The following is a 15,544-nucleotide window of genomic DNA, read 5'->3' as shown; positions in this document are numbered from 1 at the left end:
GTGCGCCTCGGTATCGTTTCGCAGGCCGATCTGAGCCACTCGGCCAGCTTGGCGGCGCTGGTCACTTTGGCTGAGCTAGACGTTGAAGCGGAGTTCGACAGTGTTTCGCTACAGCCCGACCCGCACGGCCCGCGGATAGTTCCCGGCATCCTCGGCGTGCCCGAGCCGATCATGGTTCCCACCTGGTAGCTGTTCGGCGATGACCGAATTATCTCCAGTCGTGCGTCGCATAGGGCTTCCCGGCGTTACTCTTTGCCGATGATCACGGGCGAGATGGCGCCTGACTTCACTCTCTATGATCACACCGGTCGGCCTCGGACATTGTCCGCGCTCCTTGCCGAAGGGCCGGTTGTGCTGTTCTTCTTCCCAATAGCGTCCTCACCGATATGTACAGCCCAGGCTTGTCATTTTCGGGACCTGAGCGGCGAATTCGCCAGGGTGGGCGCCCAGCGAGTGGGCATCAGCACCGACACCGTCGACAAGCAGGCCCACTTCGCCCAACAGCGCTCGTTCGACTATCCGCTGCTCTCCGACGCGGACGGCGTGGTGTCCGAGCTGTTCGGGGTGCGCCGAGGCAGGCTCGCCAAGCTGCGTAGATCCGTCGTGGCGCGTGAGGCGGCCTGGCGTGGCCGGCACACTCGGCGCTGTGGCCTGCTGGCCCGGCTGCTGCCGGTCAGACGGACCACATTCGTCATCGACACCGACCGCACCATACTCAAGGTCGTCTCCAGCGAGGTGCGCGCATCGGTGCACGCCGACCAGACCTTGTGGTTCTTGGAGAACCACAACGTGCCGCATAGTTCGCCACATGTCCGGGAGAAGCACACCGACGCGCATCAGCAGTCGGAGGGCAAGGGCGAACCGATCGGCGACTGGTTCACAGAACCGGAAACCGCGGACGAGCCGAGCTTGGTCCGGCCATACACGCTGACGGCAGGCCGTATCGACTCTGGTGTCGAACTGGCACTCGAGGCTCCGGTCGAAGCGCTGAACACCACAGCGAAGCCGCCGCGCTGGCCGAGAAATGATGTGCGGGGCCAGATCCTGACGTGGTGCGTGCACAGCCCCTCGGTCGCAGAGATCGCCGCTCGTCTGTCCTTGCCGCTCGGTGCGACGCGGTTCCTGGTCGACGACTTGGTGACACAGGGTTATTTGCGGGTGCACGCCCCCCTCGGTGACTCGATGACAATAGACGAACGACGTGAACTGATAAGAAGGACCCTGCGTGGCCTCCGAGCACTCTGAGGGGTTGGGGCGCCGCCCGTGCACGGAATTCACTCTCCGTCGGGTCGCTACAGCGTTGTAACTCCGTCTCAGTAAAGCCGCCTCAGCGCGACAGCCTGCGCACCGATTTAAAGAGCTTGCGCAGCCGCGGCTGGAGATGCTGGCGGCGTTCGAGCGCCAAGTCCGTCTCCTGCTGGTAGAGCAGCCCGTAGGTGAATGTCTCCTCGCCCGCGGCGTGTGCGGCCTCGGCCTGCTGCAGCAAGTGCGCCCGGCTGACCACGCTGTCCTGGTGATCACCGAGCAACGACTGTATTTTTTTGGCCCGCTTCGACACCTTGGGCTCACCCGTCGCGGCCGCCGTATAGCGAAGCCGCTTGGCGCGCTTGCGGATTCGGTGTATCGCGTCGTCGCGATCTTCGTCATCGACCCGTCGCGCGGCCTTGGCGGCTTTCCGCACCTTCTGAGCGGCTGCGGCGACCGTTACCGGGGCAGCCTCCTGGTCGGTCGGCGAGGCTGTAGCGATCACCGCTTCCAGGGCGTCGAGCAGACGGAAATATCGCGGGGAACGCAACGCGGCCAACGCATGCCGTAGCCCGGTCCGATAGCGATATTCGGCGCCGTCGATCAATCGTTCCCGGACAGGGCCGCGGACCAACTCCGGGGGCAATCCGTCGATGGCACTGCTATAGCGCTCGGCGAGTACTTCGGCGTCGCGAGCCTCGCCCAACACACTGGCCAGCTCGCCCAGCTCGTCGAGGAGACCATCGGAAAGCGCAAACGAATCCGGCGACGCCTGCAGCAGGCTGCGTATCTTGCGGGTGGTTACCCGCATCTGATGCACGGCGTCGTCGGCCTCGGCGCGCACGGCCCGATCCCACACCAGCAGCTCGTCGAGTTGCTCGGCCACCGCCCGATGTAGCGGGTCGCTCGATGACAGGTCTTTGGGCGTCGTGCCGAGCACCCGCGCCAGCTTCGAGCCGTGCCCCGCCCGGGTTGCACCAGCGCCAAGCAGCCGATCGCTCAGTTTGTCCAACAGCGCGGTATTCGTATCGGGCTGGGCCAGTTCGAGCTCCCACTCACGCCATCGCTGCTCTACTTCTGGCGCATCGGCGGTGGCGGCCCGCGACGCGGTGACCTGGTCGTCGCAGAATTCAGCCAGTACCGCGTCGTCGGCGCCGTAGAGGTGGTGGACGCCCCGCGTGGTGGTTATTCGCGCGACCGGGCATAGTGGGCGGTCCCGGACAATTGCCAGCACGACGTCCACCAGCTCGGTCGGCACATCTTCCTGGCTCTCTTCGTCGCCGCCGTCCGCAGTGCCCAGCGGTGCGCGCACCTCGGTGCGGGCATCGGTTCCCGCCGGCAGCTTCAGGTGCCAACCGGCATCCACACCGCCGGTGCGACGGCGCAACGTGATTCGTCTGGATGCCAGATCACGTGCCGGCGTATCGAAGTACACGGCATCAAGCGTCTGCGTCGGCAGCCGTTCGACTCGAAGGATGTCCGCCATGCCGGCGAATGACGGCGAACTCGTGGACTCGCCGACATCGAACTTGCGCTCTACCTCTAGATAACGCGACGTGTTCGGGGCGTTATCGGGCACGCTTAGAAGCTGTGCTCGTCCGCGGGGAAGGTCCCAGCGGCGACCTCGTCCGCGTACTGGGTTGCCGCGCAGCGCAATTCGCTCCCGACATCACCGAACCGCTTGACGAAGCGAGCCGTCTTGCCGCTGGTCAGCCCGGCCATGTCCTGCCAAACCAACACCTGGGCATCGCACTTGGGCCCTGCTCCGATCCCAACGGTGGGAATGGTCAACTTGCCGGTGATCTGGGTGGCCAACTCGGCCGGCACCATCTCCATCACCACGGAAAACGCACCGGCCTCGGCAACGGCGATCGCGTCGGCGATGGTCTGTTCGGCGGCGTCGCCGCGACCCTGCACCCGGAAACCACCGAGGGTGTTGACGCTTTGTGGGGTGAAGCCGATGTGGGCCATCACCGGGATACCGGCAGCGGTCAATGTGGCGATCTGCTCAGCGACGCGTTCGCCACCTTCTAGCTTGACCGCGTGTGCGCCGGCTTCCTTCATGAACCGGGTCGCGGCGCTCAGAGCCGCCGTCGGCCCGGCTTCGTAGCTGCCGAATGGCAAATCGGCCACCACCAGAGCGTGCGGTGCGCCCCGCACCACGCCGCGCACCAGCGGAATCAGCTCGTCGATCGAGATTGGCACTGTCGTGTCATAGCCGTAAACGACGTTGGCGGCCGAGTCGCCAACCAGCAAAACCGGTATGCCGGCATCGTCGAAGACTCGGGCGGTGGAGTAGTCGTAGGCCGTCAGCATGGCCCACTTGTGGCCTTCGGCCTTCATTTTCTGCAGGTGATGGACGCGAACCTTGGTCCGCGGTGCGCTAGCAGCCCCGTAAACAGCGTGTTCAGACATCATTGTCCCTAGTTCTGGTCGGGTCGATCCTCGTGGCCCAGCAGGGTCCCCGGGTTCGTCTGACCTGACTAGTCTGCCACCCGTCGCCGCGCAAATGCACACCCGGTGCAGTGGACTTCCTCACACCGCTACCCATCGCGACGATTCGGGCGCCGACCTGCGGTCCCGGACATACCATCGGCGAATGCAGCGGCTCAGCGGACTCGATGCCAGTTTTCTGTATTTGGAGACCCAAGCGCAGCCGTTGCATGTCTGTTCGATTCTTGAAGTCGATACTTCGACGATGCCGGGCGGCTATACCTTCGACCGACTGCGCGACGAGTTGTCGGTCCGCATCAAGGCAATGCCACAGTTTCGGGAGAAGCTCGCCGATAGCCCGCTGAATCTGGATCATCCGGTTTGGGTGGACGACAACAACTTCGACGTGAGTCGGCATCTGCACCGCATCGGGCTGCCGCCACCGGGTGGGCGAATGGAGTTGGCCGAGATCTGCGGTCATATCGCCGCTTTGCCACTGGACCGCACTCGACCGTTGTGGGAGATGTGGGTCATCGAGGGTGTGGCGGGCACCAATGCCCAGCAAGGTGGCCGTCTGGCGGTGATGACCAAGGTCCACCACGCTGGCGTGGACGGCGTCACCGGCGCAAACCTGATGTCGCAGCTTTGCAGCACCGAACCTGACGCGCCGCCGCCCGAACCGGTGGAGGGGGTTGGTGACGCCAACCAAATCCAGATCGCGCTCAGCGGGTTGGTGAAGTTCGCATCCCGGCCGCTGCAGCTGGCCAGTGTGCTGCCGAAAACCGTGTCGTCAGTGTTCGAGACGGTGCTGCGGGCACGAAGCGGCCTGACGATGGCTGCTCCGTTCGCGGCGCCACCGACCACCTTCAATGCCAGCATCACCGCACACCGCAACGTCGCCTACGCGCAGCTGGATCTCGAGGACATCAAGACCGTCAAGAGTCATTTCGACGTCAAGGTCAACGACGTGGTGATGGCGCTGGTATCCGGTGTGCTGCGGCAATTCCTGCTCGACCGCGGCGAGTTGCCGGATTCGTCGTTGGTGGCGATGGTGCCGGTATCGGTACACGGCCGGTCTGATCGCCCTGGGCGCAACCAGGTTTCGGGAATGTTCTCCCGGCTGGAAACCCAGATCGCTGATCCCGCTGAACGGCTCGAGTCCATCGCTGAAGCGAATTCGGTTGCCAAGGAACATAGTTCGGCCATCAGCGCCACACTCTTGCAGGACTGGTCGCAGTTCGCCGCGCCGGCGGTGTTCGGTATGGCGATGAGGGCTTACGCCCGCACCAGGCTGACCAAGAGCCGGCCGGTGCACAACCTCGTGATTTCCAACGTGCCGGGTCCGCAGATGCCGCTGTATCTGCTGGGCAGCGAGGTCAAAGCGATGTATCCGCTGGGGCCGATCTTCCACGGCTCGGGCTTGAACATCACCGTGATGTCGTTGAACGGCAAACTGGACGTCGGCCTCATCGCCTGCCCGGAGCTGGTGCCGGATCTGTGGGAGCTGGCCGACGACTTCGCCGTCGGGATGGAAGAACTGCTGCTGGCGACCCAATAGAGCGCCTGGTCGCCCGTGCGGCAACAACAGCCACTCGCCGGCGCATGGCAGCATGTTGGGCATGGGTATCCCTCGCCGCGACACGATCGCGCGCACGATGCTGATCTGGACCGCGATGGCCGTGGTCGTGGCGACGGTGGCGAGCTGCACCCACGTCGTCACCGGGCGTGCGGTGCTGGCCGGACCAAGAATCGGTCAGCCAGTGGAGTGGGGGCCGTGTCGTGTCGCCGGCGGCGGCGGGACCTCGATAATCGAGAAGCTCCCTGGTGGCGCGCAGTGCGGCAAGCTCGCTGTGCCCATCGACTACCACCACGTCGACGGTGACGCCACGACGTTGGCGCTGATTAGGTTTCCGGCGACAAGAAACAAAATCGGGTCGCTGGTCATCAACCCCGGCGGACCCGGCGAGTCCGGCATCGAGGCTGCGCTGGGCCTTCTGCAGTCGCTTCCACCCCGGGTCCGTGAACGGTTCGACCTGGTCGGATTCGATCCGCGCGGGGTGGCGGCGTCGCGGCCGGCGATCTGGTGCAACTCCGACGCCGACAACGACCGGCTGCGCACCGAGCCCCAAGTCGACTACAGCCCGGCCGGCGTGGCGCACATCGAGGACGAGACCAAGGCGTTCGTCGGGCGTTGCATCGACAAGATGGGCAAGAAATTTCTGGCGCACGTTGGAACCGTTGACGTCGCCCGTGATTTGGACGCCATCCGCAAAGCACTGGGTGACAGCAAACTGACGTTCTTGGGCTACTCGTATGGAACCCGAATGGGGGCTGCCTATGCCGAGGCCTACCCGAATAAGGTCCGGGCGATGATCCTCGACGGTGCGGTGGACCCGAATACCAACTCCATCGAAGCAGACCTGCGGCAAGCCAAGGGTTTTCAGGACGCGTTCAACGACTTCGCGGCAGACTGCGCCAAGTCTCCGTCCTGTCCGCTGGGCACAGACCCTGCCAAAGCCGTTGACGTCTACCACAGTTTGGTCGACCCGCTCGTCGACAAGAACAATCCGATGATCGGCAGGCCGGCACGCACCAGAGATCCCCGCGGTCTGAGCTACAGCGACGCGATCGTGGGCACGATTATGGCGCTGTATTCGCCGACCTTCTGGCATCACTTGACTGAGGGATTGACCGAGCTGGCCCACCATCACGGCGACACCCTGCTTGAGCTGGCCGATTTGTATATGCGACGGGACAAGCACGGTCACTACACCGACGCCACTGACGCCAGGGTGGCCATCGACTGCGTCGACGATCTGCCGGTCAAGGAGCGGGCCAAGGCAATCGACGAAGACCGCCGCTCGCGCCAGGTTGCGCCGTTTATGAGCTACGGGAAATTTACCGGCAACGCCCCATTGGCCACCTGCGCGTTCTGGCCGGTACCGCCGACCAGCAAACCGCACACCATCTCCGCTCCCGGCCTGGCGCCGACGCTGGTGGTGTCGACCACCCGTGATCCGGCGACGCCGTATCAGGCCGGCGTGGACCTTGCCAACCAGCTGCACGGTGGTTTGCTGACCTACGACGGCACCCAGCACACGGTGGTGTTCCAGGGCGACAGCTGTATCGACGACTACGCGACGGCATACCTCGTCAGCGGCACGCTGCCGCCGAAGGGGGCGAAATGCTAAGACCGCGCAGGAGATAACGAGACCAAGGTGAGACCAAGGTGTGACCATTGGGATTACTTCCCGTGGCCGACTGGTGGGACGATTGGCAGCCATGTGGCGCATGAGGCGATTGTTCTCTGCGCTGCTTTCTTTGGTGCTACCGATGGTGGCAGCCGTCGCCGCCATGCCGATCGCGCCGACGGCGCATGCGACCCTAACCTGGGGTAACTGCGGTCGGTTCCTCACCCACCCGGACGATGTTCCCACCGCACAGTGCACGACCGTTCCGGTGCCGATCGACTACAACAACCCCGGCGGCGGCCAAGCTCAGCTCGCCGTCATCCGAATTCCGGCGACCGGTCCGCGGATCGGAGCACTGCTGGTCAACCCGGGCGGGCCCGGGGCGTCGGCGGTCGACATGGTCGCCACGTTGGGAGCGGAGCTGGCGGGCTCCGAGATCAGCCGTCGCTTCGATTTGGTCGGATTCGATCCCCGGGGCGTCGGCCACTCCACGCCGCCGCTGCGCTGCCAGACCGATGCGGAGTTCGACGCCTACCGCCGCGAACCGATGGTCGACTACAGCCCGCCGGGCGTGGCGCACATCGAAGGGGTGTATCGGCAGCTGGCGCAGCGCTGCCTGAACCGCAATGGTTCAGGGTTCTTGGAGAATGCCGGAACAGCGTCGGTCGCACGTGACATGGACACAGTGCGCCAGGCGCTGGGCGACGACCAAATCAACTATCTCGGCTTCAGCTACGGCACGGAATTGGGAACCGCGTACGTCGAGCGGTTCGGCGACCACGTGCGGGCGATGGTGCTGGACGGTGCGATCGACCCGAGCGTGGGTCCGATCGAGGAGAACATCAACCAGCAGGCCGGGTTTCAGAGCGCCTTCAACGATTACGCGGCGGATTGCGCTCGCTCCTCGGACTGCCCGCTGGGCACCGACCCGAACCAATGGGGCGACCGCTTTCACCAACTGGTCGACCCGCTGGTGAACAAACCCGCCCACACCTCGGATCCACGCGGGCTGAGTTACGCAGACGCGACCACGGGCACCATCAGCGCCCTCTACACGCCGCAGTTGTGGAAATTTCTGACCAGCGGTCTGCTCGGTCTTAAGCGCGGCACCGATCCCGGCGACTTACTGATGCTGGCCGACGAGTATTACGACCGCGACAGCAAAGGGCACTACGACAACTCGCAGGACGCGTTCAACGCGGTTCGCTGCGTCGACGCGCCCGCGCCGACCGATCCGGCGGCCTGGGTCGATGCCGATCGCCGGATACGTCAAGTTGCGCCGTTTCTGTCCTACGGGCAGTTCACCGGGCATGCGCCTCGCGATCTGTGCGCGCTGTGGCCGGTGCCCGCGACGTCGTCGCCCGCGCCGGCGGCACCGGTTGCGCCGGGCAAGGTCGTCGTGGTGTCCACCACCCACGACCCGGCCACCCCATATCAGGCCGGCGTGGACCTGGCCCGCCAACTCGGCGCCGCACTGATCACGTATGAGGCCACCCAACATACGGTGGTGTTCAACGGTGACCAATGCGTCGACGACGCGGTGGTGAGCTATCTGGTCGACGGGGTCCCTCCGGGAAACTTACGGTGTTCGACGCGGTAGTAACACGGAGTTAACTGGCCTTGCATATTGTTCCCGGTATGGACCGACAAAAGGAATTCGTGCTCCGCACGCTGGAGGAGAGGGACATCCGTTTCGTCCGGCTGTGGTTCACCGATGTGCTCGGTACCCTTAAGTCGGTCGCGATCGCTCCTGCCGAACTCGACGGCGCCTTCGAAGAGGGCATCGGCTTCGACGGATCCTCCATCGAGGGATTTGCCCGGGTTTCAGAGTCCGACACCGTAGCCCACCCCGACCCGTCCACCTTCCAAGTGCTGCCGTGGACCACCGACTCCGGCCACCATCACTCGGCGCGGATGTTCTGCGACATCACGATGCCCGACGGCTCGCCGTCCTGGGCGGACCCACGCCACGTGCTGCGTCGTCAGCTCAGCAAAACCAACGACCTCGGCTTCTCCTGCTACGTACATCCGGAGATCGAGTTTTTCCTGCTCGAGCCGGGGCCCGAGGATGGCTCGACGCCCATTCCGGCCGACAACGCCGGCTACTTCGACCAGGCTGTGCACACCGCCTCCAACTTCCGTCGGCATGCGATTGACGCCCTGGAGTTCATGGGGATCTCGGTGGAGTTCAGCCACCATGAAGGCGCGCCCGGACAGCAAGAGATCGATTTGCGCTTTGCGGATGCGCTGTCGATGGCCGACAACGTGATGACGTTCCGTTACGTCATCAAAGAGGTCGCGTTGGAAGAGCGGATGCGGGCGACGTTCATGCCCAAGCCGTTTGGGCAATACCCCGGCTCGGCCATGCATACTCATATGAGCTTGTTCGAGGGCGAGGTCAACGCGTTTCACAGTCCCGACGATCCGTTGCAACTCTCCGATGTCGCCAAGTCATTCATCGCCGGGATTCTCGAGCACGCAAGCGAGATCAGTGCGGTTACCAATCAATGGGTCAACTCCTACAAGCGGCTGGTGCTTGGCGGTGAGGCACCTACCGCCGCGTCGTGGGGGGCGGCAAACCGGTCGGCTTTGGTCCGTATCCCGATGTACAGCCCAAGCAAAACCTCCTCGCGACGTATCGAGGTGCGTAGCCCCGACTCGGCCTGCAACCCTTACCTGGCATTCGCCGTGCTGCTGGCCGCCGGGCTGCGCGGCGTCGAAAAGGGGTACGTCCTGGGTCCGCAAGCAGAGGACAATGTGTGGGACCTCACGCCCGAGGAGCGCCGCGCGATGGGCTACCGCGAGCTACCGTCCAGTCTCGACGAAGCGCTTCGTGCGATGGAGAGTTCCGAGCTGGTTGCAGAAGCTTTGGGGGAGCATGTCTTTGACTTCTTTTTGCGCAACAAGCGTCAGGAGTGGGCCACCTACCGCAGCCATGTCACGCCCTACGAGCTGAAGACTTACATCGCCTTATAAGTTTTTACGGCCGCTGGCGCGACCGCAAAGCCAAGTCCCAGGGATTCTGCGCTACCGTCGTGGTCGTGGTTCAACCCGTCACCGAGCGGTCGAAAGTACCCAGCGTCGGCCGGCTCGGGTTGGTCGATGCGCGCGCAGGTGCCAACTTGGCGAAGCTGGGCTGGAACACCGAAGCGCACGTCGATCTGCTGTGGTCGCTGTCGCGCGCACCGGACGCCGACGCCGCCCTATGCGCGATGATCCGGCTGGCCGAAGTGCTCGGCGACGACTGGGATGAACTCAATGCGGCACTGGCGAACGACCGCGGCCTGCGCGGTCGGCTGTTCGCCGTGCTCGGGTCTTCGCTGGCTTTGGGTGATCACCTGATCGCGAATCCGCAGGCGTGGCATCTGCTGCAGGGCGATCTGCAGCTGCCATCCGCCGAGCAGCTGCGAGCCGCCTTTACCGAGTGCGTCGCTGAGGCCTCAGACGGCCTGAGCTCGGTGCTGTTGCGGCTGCGCATCCTCTACCGCAACCGGGTGATGCTGCTGGCCGCCCTGGATTTGGCACCCACAGTCGAGAACGAAGGGGTGCTGTCTTTCCGCGCCGTCGGTGCCCACTTGAGCGATATCGCCGACGCCGCACTGGCGGCTGCGCTGACCCTCGCCGAGGCCACCGTCTGCGGCGACGCCACGCCGCCTCGGCTGGCCGTCATCGCGATGGGCAAGTGCGGGGCGCGCGAGCTGAACTACGTCAGCGACGTCGACGTGATCTTCGTCGCCGAGCACGCCGACGCGGTCACCGCCCGCATCGCCGGCGAGATGATGCGGGTGGCGTCAGAGACCTTCTTCCAGGTGGACGCCGCGCTACGCCCGGAGGGCAACCAGGGCGAACTGGTCCGCACCCTCGACTCGCATATCGCCTACTACCAGCGTTGGGCCAAGACCTGGGAGTTCCAGGCGCTGCTGAAAGCCCGGCCCGCCGTCGGCGACGCCGAATTGGGCAAGCAGTACGTCGCCGCCTTGATGCCGATGGTGTGGACCGCTTGTGAGCGCGAAGATTTCGTGCCCGAGGTTCAGGCGATGCGGCGGCGGGTGGAGCAGCTGGTGCCCGCCGACGTCCGAAGCCGTGAGATCAAACTCGGCAGCGGCGGGCTGCGTGATGTCGAGTTCGCGGTGCAGCTGCTGCAACTGGTGCACGGTCGCACCGACAAGTCGCTGCACGTGGCGTCCACGGTGGACGCGCTGGCAGCCCTCGGGGCCGGCGGCTACGTCGGCCGGGACGATACCGCCAACCTGACCGCCTCCTACGAGTTCCTTCGGCTGCTGGAACACCGGCTGCAGTTGCAGCGACTCAAACGCACTCATATGCTGCCCGCCTTCGACGACGACGAGGCGCTGCGCTGGTTGGCGCGTGCGGCTCATATCCGACCCGACGGGCGCTACGACGCGCTGGGCGTGTTGCGCGAAGAGCTGAAACGCCACAACCTGCGGGTGTCGCGGCTGCACGCCAAGCTGTTCTACCAACCGCTGCTGGAATCGCTTGCGCCGGAAGGCCTGGAGTTCTCGCGCGGTATGACCCCGGCGGCGGCAGAGCGTCAGCTGGCCGCACTCGGCTACGACGCTCCGCAGAGTGCGCTGACCCACCTCTCCGCGCTGATCAACCAGAGCGGCCGCCGCGGTCGGGTGCAATCGGTGTTGCTGCCCAGGCTGCTGGACTGGCTGTCGGATACCCCCGATCCGGACAGCGGGCTGTTGGCTTACCGCCGGATCAGCGAGGCGATGGTCGCGCAGCGTTGGTATCTGTCCACGCTGCGGGACAAGCCGGCGGTCGCCAAGCGGCTGATGCATGTGCTCGGCACCTCGGCGTACGTGCCGGACCTGCTGATGCGCGCGCCGGAGATCATCCAGCAATACAGCGACGGGCCGTCGGGGCCGAAACTGCTTGATGTCGACCCCGAGACGGTGGCCGGTGCATTGGTGGCCTCGGCGGGCCGACAAACCGACCCGGTGAAGGCCATTGCCGTCGCTCGTTCGCTGCGCCGCCGTGAGCTGGCCCGCGTCGCCTCAGCCGATCTGCTCGGCATGCTCAAGGTCACCGAAGTGTGCACGGCGCTCACCTCCGTCTGGGTTGCGGTGCTGCAGGCCGCCCTGAACGCGGTGATCCGCGCCAACCTTCCCTCTTCGGGTGAAGTCCCAGCTGCCATCGCGGTCATCGGAATGGGCCGGCTGGGCGGCCGTGAGCTGGGCTACGGGTCCGACGCCGACGTGCTGTTCGTGTGCGAACCCGTCGCGGGCGCCGAGGATTCGCAGGCTGTGCGCTGGGCGGTGTCGGTGGCCGAGCAGGTTCGGGCGTTGTTGGGCACCGCCAGCGCCGATCCACCGTTGGAAATCGACGCCAACCTGCGGCCGGAGGGCCGCAGCGGTCCACTGGTCCGCACGCTCGCGTCATATGAGGCGTACTACGAGCAGTGGGCGCAGCCCTGGGAAATCCAGGCGTTGCTACGGGCCGACGCGGTCGCCGGTGACGCGGATCTGGGTCAGCGATTCCTGTTGATGGCCGACAAGACGCGTTATCCCGCCGGTGGGGTGTCCGCGGAGGCGGTGCTGGAAATCCGGCGGTTGAAGGCCCGGGTGGATTCCGAGCGGCTACCGCGCGGCGCCGATCCCAAGACCCACACCAAGCTGGGCCGTGGCGGCCTGGCTGATATCGAGTGGACCGTGCAGCTGCTCCAGCTGCGGTATGCGCACGCGATCGAGGCGTTGCATAACACCTCCACGCTGGAGAGCCTGGATGCCATCGCCGCGGCCGAGCTCATTTCCGCCGAGGACGCCGAGCTGCTGCGGCAGACCTGGCTAACGGTGACTCGGGCCCGCAACGCGCTGGTGCTGGTTCGGGGTAAGCCGAGCGATCAGTTGCCTGGACCCGGACGTCAGCTCAACACCGTCGCGGTCGCCGCCGGCTGGGAAAAGAGCGGGGACGGCGGCGAATTCCTGGACCACTACCTACGGCTGACCCGACGCGCAAAAGCTGTCGTGCACAAGGTGTTCGATGAATGAGGCAGCCCCGGCCGCAATGCGCGGTGCGCATCGGTGTTAGTAAAGACAGCATAGGCCGGCTAATCCAGAACGCCCGCCACTGGCGCCAGGAGGCGGGGTAGGAGTGCAGATACCTTACGAGGTGATGAGCGCCGACGAGCATGATCGGCTCGCGGGGTTGTATGGGCCGCTGACCGACGCGGTGCGCGAGCTCATCGACGCCGCCATCCGCACCGAGGCCGACCAGGATGCCATCGACGCCGCGCGGACTGCGATCGGGGCGGCGGCGGACGCCCTGCGCAGCAGGCAGCGTGATGAAACGCAGGTGGTGCGCTACGCGGTCGGGGGGCGGCCCGTGGTCTGGAGCAACGCGGTGATCGGCCTGCGCAACCCGATCGCCCCGCCGCTGACCATCCACCATGCGGACGACGGCACCCGCTGTTGGAGTGAGTTCACCCTCAACGCGGCCTACGAGGGGCCGCCCGGACTGGTGCACGGTGGCGTATGCGCCCTGGTCCTCGACCATGTCCTCGGCGAAGCCGCCAGTGAGGGCCTGACCAAACCGCTGTTCACCGGAACCCTCACGGTGCGATTCGTGCGCGGCACCCCGCTGGGCAGGCTTCGCGCCGACGCCGCCGTCGAGCGCACCGAAGGAATCAAATCTTTTGTCTCCGGCCATCTTTCCGACGCCGAGGGAATCACCGTCGAAGCGGAAGGGATCTTCATTCGGCCTACATGGGCGCGGGACGCCGGATGAAGTTCTACATCAGCAGCGCATACTTGAATACCCGTGAGATCGTGGAGGTCGCCAAGGCCGCCGACGACCTCGGCTATGACGGCATCGGGATTCCCGACCACATCGTCAACCTGGAGACCCTGAGCACCCCGTATCCCTATACCAAGGACGGCCAGCGGCGCTGGCAGCCCTTTACCGAGTGGCCTGATCCGTGGGTCCTGGTCGGCGCGCTTGCCCAGGTCACGACGCGGCTGAAGTTCGTCACCACGGTCTACATCCCGGCCATGCGCAACCCCTATGCGGCGGCGAAAGCCATCGGCACCGCGGCATATCTGTCCGACGGGCGGGTGGAGCTCGGTGTCGGCGTCGGCTGGTGTGCGGACGAGTTCGCCTTGATGCAGCAGCCCTTCACCGACCGCGGCAAACGCACCGACGAGATGCTCGAGCTGATGCGGACGCTGTGGTCGCCGGACTGGACGGATTTCGACGGCGAGTTCTACCAAACGCCGCGGTTGGAGATGGAACCCACGCCGCCGCGGATACCGGTCTACGTCGGTGGTCTCAGCGAGACCGCGCTGCGCCGCGCGGCCCGCCACGACGGTTGGATCGGCGACTTGATCAAGACTGACAGGGCGGTCGCAGCCGCAGCCCGATTGCGTGAGTTGCGGGCCGAAAGCGGTTTGGCCATGGACGATTTCACCATCCTCACACCGTTGACCGATGCCATCACCGTCGCCGATTGCCAGCGTGCGGAGGATGCCGGTATCACCGGCATCCTGACCATGCCGGGCGAACCCAACAGGGAAAAGGCCAAGGTAACGTCGTACGCCCGCTAGCATAAGCCATGTTCGCCATATAACCTAGATAATCATGACCGACGATTTCGAGTCACTGCGGGGCAGTTTCAACCGGTCGCTGCGCGTGGCAGGCAAAGCAGACCGCACGGCCGTCATCTACGGTCAATCCATCGTGTTCTTTGGCCGATGGTGCGATGAACGCGGCTTAGGGGCCGACCTGGACAGCCTGAGTCACGAGAACGTGTTGGCGTGGCTCGACCATCTGCGCGGGCGCGGGCTCAGCACGGGAACCATCCGCACCCGCTGGGCGGGACTGCGCCGGTTTGTGAACTGGCTGCGCGCCGAGGACATCATCGATAGCGACCCGCTGGCCGGGATCGTCATCGACGAACCGGAGCCGCCGCCGGTGCCCATCCTGACCGACGACGAGCTGGCCGCGCTGCTGGGCGCATGCCGGGGGCGCCGGTTTATCGACCGCCGCGACGAGGCCATGTTCCGCCTGCTGATCGACTGCGGGATGCGTGTCTCAGAGGTGACGGGAATCGATCTCGTCGATCTGGACCTCGACGGCGAGTCGGTGACGATCACCGGGAAGGGTAACCGGGTGCGCCCGGCCTACTTCGGTGCCCGCACCGGGGAATCCCTGGACCGCTATTTGCGCGAGCGGCGCAAGCATAAGCACGCATCTAGCCCGGCGTTGTTCCTGGGGGGGCGCGGCAGGTTCACGCCTGACGGCATCCGAGAGCGGCTGAAGGTCCGCGCCGACTGGGCCGGACTGGACCCGGCCGAGATTCACCCGCACCGGTTCCGGCACACCAACGCGCACGATTTCCTGCTGGCGGGCGGCCAGGAACGCGACCTCAAGAGGCTGATGGGCTGGCGCTCGGACACCATGCTCGAAAGGTACGGTGCATCAGCAGCGGACCACAGGGCACGCGAAGCTGCTCGGCGCCTGAGACGAGGCGACCGCGTGTGAGAACCTGCGCGCGCCGCACAACTTTGTTTAATCGCCTGACTAGCGAGTTTTGTCGGCGACCACGGGAAACACTCGGCGACACGACGTGATGGCGCGGGGATACCTGCATAAATGGCCCCATGAGCACAACGCCAAATGAGCGCCGACTACAAGGCCAGATCGCCGCACACACA

At 65.3% G+C, this 15,544-nt stretch carries 12 protein-coding genes and 1 pseudogene; 11 read left to right on the top strand and 2 right to left on the bottom strand.

Annotated elements, in window-relative coordinates; all coding sequences use genetic code 11:
• The 3 genes and pseudogenes from WAN71_RS28905 to WAN71_RS28895 all read left to right on the top strand — a co-directional run.
• Nucleotides 1-189, top strand: a 189-nt coding sequence (locus WAN71_RS28905) for a hypothetical protein (RefSeq protein ID WP_422228607.1), incomplete at its 5' end; no start/stop codon positions are given.
• 69 nt (nt 190-258) lie between these two features.
• A pseudogene (locus WAN71_RS28900) lies at nt 259-777 on the top strand (peroxiredoxin); the annotation flags it as partial.
• A gap of 12 nt (nt 778-789) precedes the next feature.
• Nucleotides 790-1,245 (top strand): DUF742 domain-containing protein, encoded by a 456-nt coding sequence (locus tag WAN71_RS28895; RefSeq protein WP_422228610.1) that lies wholly within the window; start codon nt 790-792, stop codon nt 1,243-1,245.
• Nucleotides 1,246-1,327: 82 nt separating this feature from the next.
• Here WAN71_RS28895 and WAN71_RS28890 read toward each other — a convergent pair whose 3' ends face one another.
• Together WAN71_RS28890 and panB are read right to left on the bottom strand one after the other, a co-directional pair.
• The gene (locus WAN71_RS28890; protein ID WP_422228606.1) at nt 1,328-2,824 is read right to left on the bottom strand and encodes a CHAD domain-containing protein; all 1,497 of its coding nucleotides are present in this window, start codon (nt 2,822-2,824) and stop codon (nt 1,328-1,330) included.
• Nucleotides 2,825-2,826: 2 nt separating this feature from the next.
• Nucleotides 2,827-3,660 carry a 3-methyl-2-oxobutanoate hydroxymethyltransferase gene (panB, locus tag WAN71_RS28885; RefSeq protein WP_422228605.1) on the bottom strand — a complete coding sequence of 278 codons (834 nt, stop codon included), beginning with the start codon at nt 3,658-3,660 and terminating at the stop codon, nt 2,827-2,829.
• 184 nt (nt 3,661-3,844) lie between these two features.
• Here panB and WAN71_RS28880 point away from each other — a divergent pair, with 184 nt between their 5' ends.
• From WAN71_RS28880 to WAN71_RS28845, 8 genes are all read left to right on the top strand, one after another.
• Nucleotides 3,845-5,236: a WS/DGAT/MGAT family O-acyltransferase gene (locus WAN71_RS28880; RefSeq protein ID WP_422228604.1), complete on the top strand. Its 1,392-nt coding sequence runs from the start codon at nt 3,845-3,847 to the stop codon at nt 5,234-5,236.
• Nucleotides 5,237-5,291: 55 nt separating this feature from the next.
• Nucleotides 5,292-6,869, top strand: coding sequence for an alpha/beta hydrolase (locus WAN71_RS28875; RefSeq protein ID WP_422228609.1), 1,578 nt, complete (start codon nt 5,292-5,294; stop codon nt 6,867-6,869).
• A gap of 91 nt (nt 6,870-6,960) precedes the next feature.
• Nucleotides 6,961-8,469: an alpha/beta hydrolase gene (locus WAN71_RS28870; RefSeq protein WP_422228608.1), complete on the top strand. Its 1,509-nt coding sequence runs from the start codon at nt 6,961-6,963 to the stop codon at nt 8,467-8,469.
• Nucleotides 8,470-8,507: 38 nt separating this feature from the next.
• Nucleotides 8,508-9,845, top strand: a complete 1,338-nt coding sequence (glnA, locus tag WAN71_RS28865) for a type I glutamate--ammonia ligase (RefSeq protein WP_422228603.1) — start codon at nt 8,508-8,510, stop codon at nt 9,843-9,845.
• Nucleotides 9,846-9,904: 59 nt separating this feature from the next.
• Nucleotides 9,905-12,883: a bifunctional [glutamine synthetase] adenylyltransferase/[glutamine synthetase]-adenylyl-L-tyrosine phosphorylase gene (locus WAN71_RS28860; protein WP_422228602.1), complete on the top strand. Its 2,979-nt coding sequence runs from the start codon at nt 9,905-9,907 to the stop codon at nt 12,881-12,883.
• A 124-nt stretch (nt 12,884-13,007) separates the two neighbouring features.
• Nucleotides 13,008-13,619: a PaaI family thioesterase gene (locus tag WAN71_RS28855; RefSeq protein WP_422228601.1), complete on the top strand. Its 612-nt coding sequence runs from the start codon at nt 13,008-13,010 to the stop codon at nt 13,617-13,619.
• Nucleotides 13,616-14,434: a TIGR03619 family F420-dependent LLM class oxidoreductase gene (locus tag WAN71_RS28850; protein WP_422228600.1), complete on the top strand. Its 819-nt coding sequence runs from the start codon at nt 13,616-13,618 to the stop codon at nt 14,432-14,434. The genes WAN71_RS28855 and WAN71_RS28850 overlap by 4 nt, the downstream gene beginning before the upstream one ends.
• Before the next feature lie 34 nt (nt 14,435-14,468).
• Nucleotides 14,469-15,371, top strand: a complete 903-nt coding sequence (locus WAN71_RS28845; RefSeq protein ID WP_422228599.1) for a tyrosine-type recombinase/integrase — start codon at nt 14,469-14,471, stop codon at nt 15,369-15,371.
• The last annotated feature ends 173 nt before the right edge of the window (nt 15,372-15,544 follow it).

Origin of the sequence: Mycobacterium sp. (assembly GCF_049280035.1) — a bacterium.
Taxonomy (GTDB): domain Bacteria; phylum Actinomycetota; class Actinomycetes; order Mycobacteriales; family Mycobacteriaceae; genus Mycobacterium.
The sequence above is the reverse complement of the archived record's forward strand: the minus strand, read 5'-3'. Positions and strand labels throughout refer to the sequence as shown.

What these genes read in the sequence shown, in the direction of transcription:
- WAN71_RS28845 (WP_422228599.1), top strand. Translation starts at nt 14,469, where the DNA reads ATGACCGACGATTTCGAGTCACTGCGGGGCAGTTTCAACCGGTCGCTG.
- WAN71_RS28855 (WP_422228601.1), top strand. Translation starts at nt 13,008, where the DNA reads ATGAGCGCCGACGAGCATGATCGGCTCGCGGGGTTGTATGGGCCGCTG.
- WAN71_RS28870 (WP_422228608.1), top strand. Translation starts at nt 6,961, where the DNA reads ATGTGGCGCATGAGGCGATTGTTCTCTGCGCTGCTTTCTTTGGTGCTA.
- WAN71_RS28850 (WP_422228600.1), top strand. Translation starts at nt 13,616, where the DNA reads ATGAAGTTCTACATCAGCAGCGCATACTTGAATACCCGTGAGATCGTG.
- WAN71_RS28880 (WP_422228604.1), top strand. Translation starts at nt 3,845, where the DNA reads ATGCAGCGGCTCAGCGGACTCGATGCCAGTTTTCTGTATTTGGAGACC.
- panB (WP_422228605.1), bottom strand. Translation starts at nt 3,660, where the DNA reads ATGTCTGAACACGCTGTTTACGGGGCTGCTAGCGCACCGCGGACCAAG.
- glnA (WP_422228603.1), top strand. Translation starts at nt 8,508, where the DNA reads ATGGACCGACAAAAGGAATTCGTGCTCCGCACGCTGGAGGAGAGGGAC.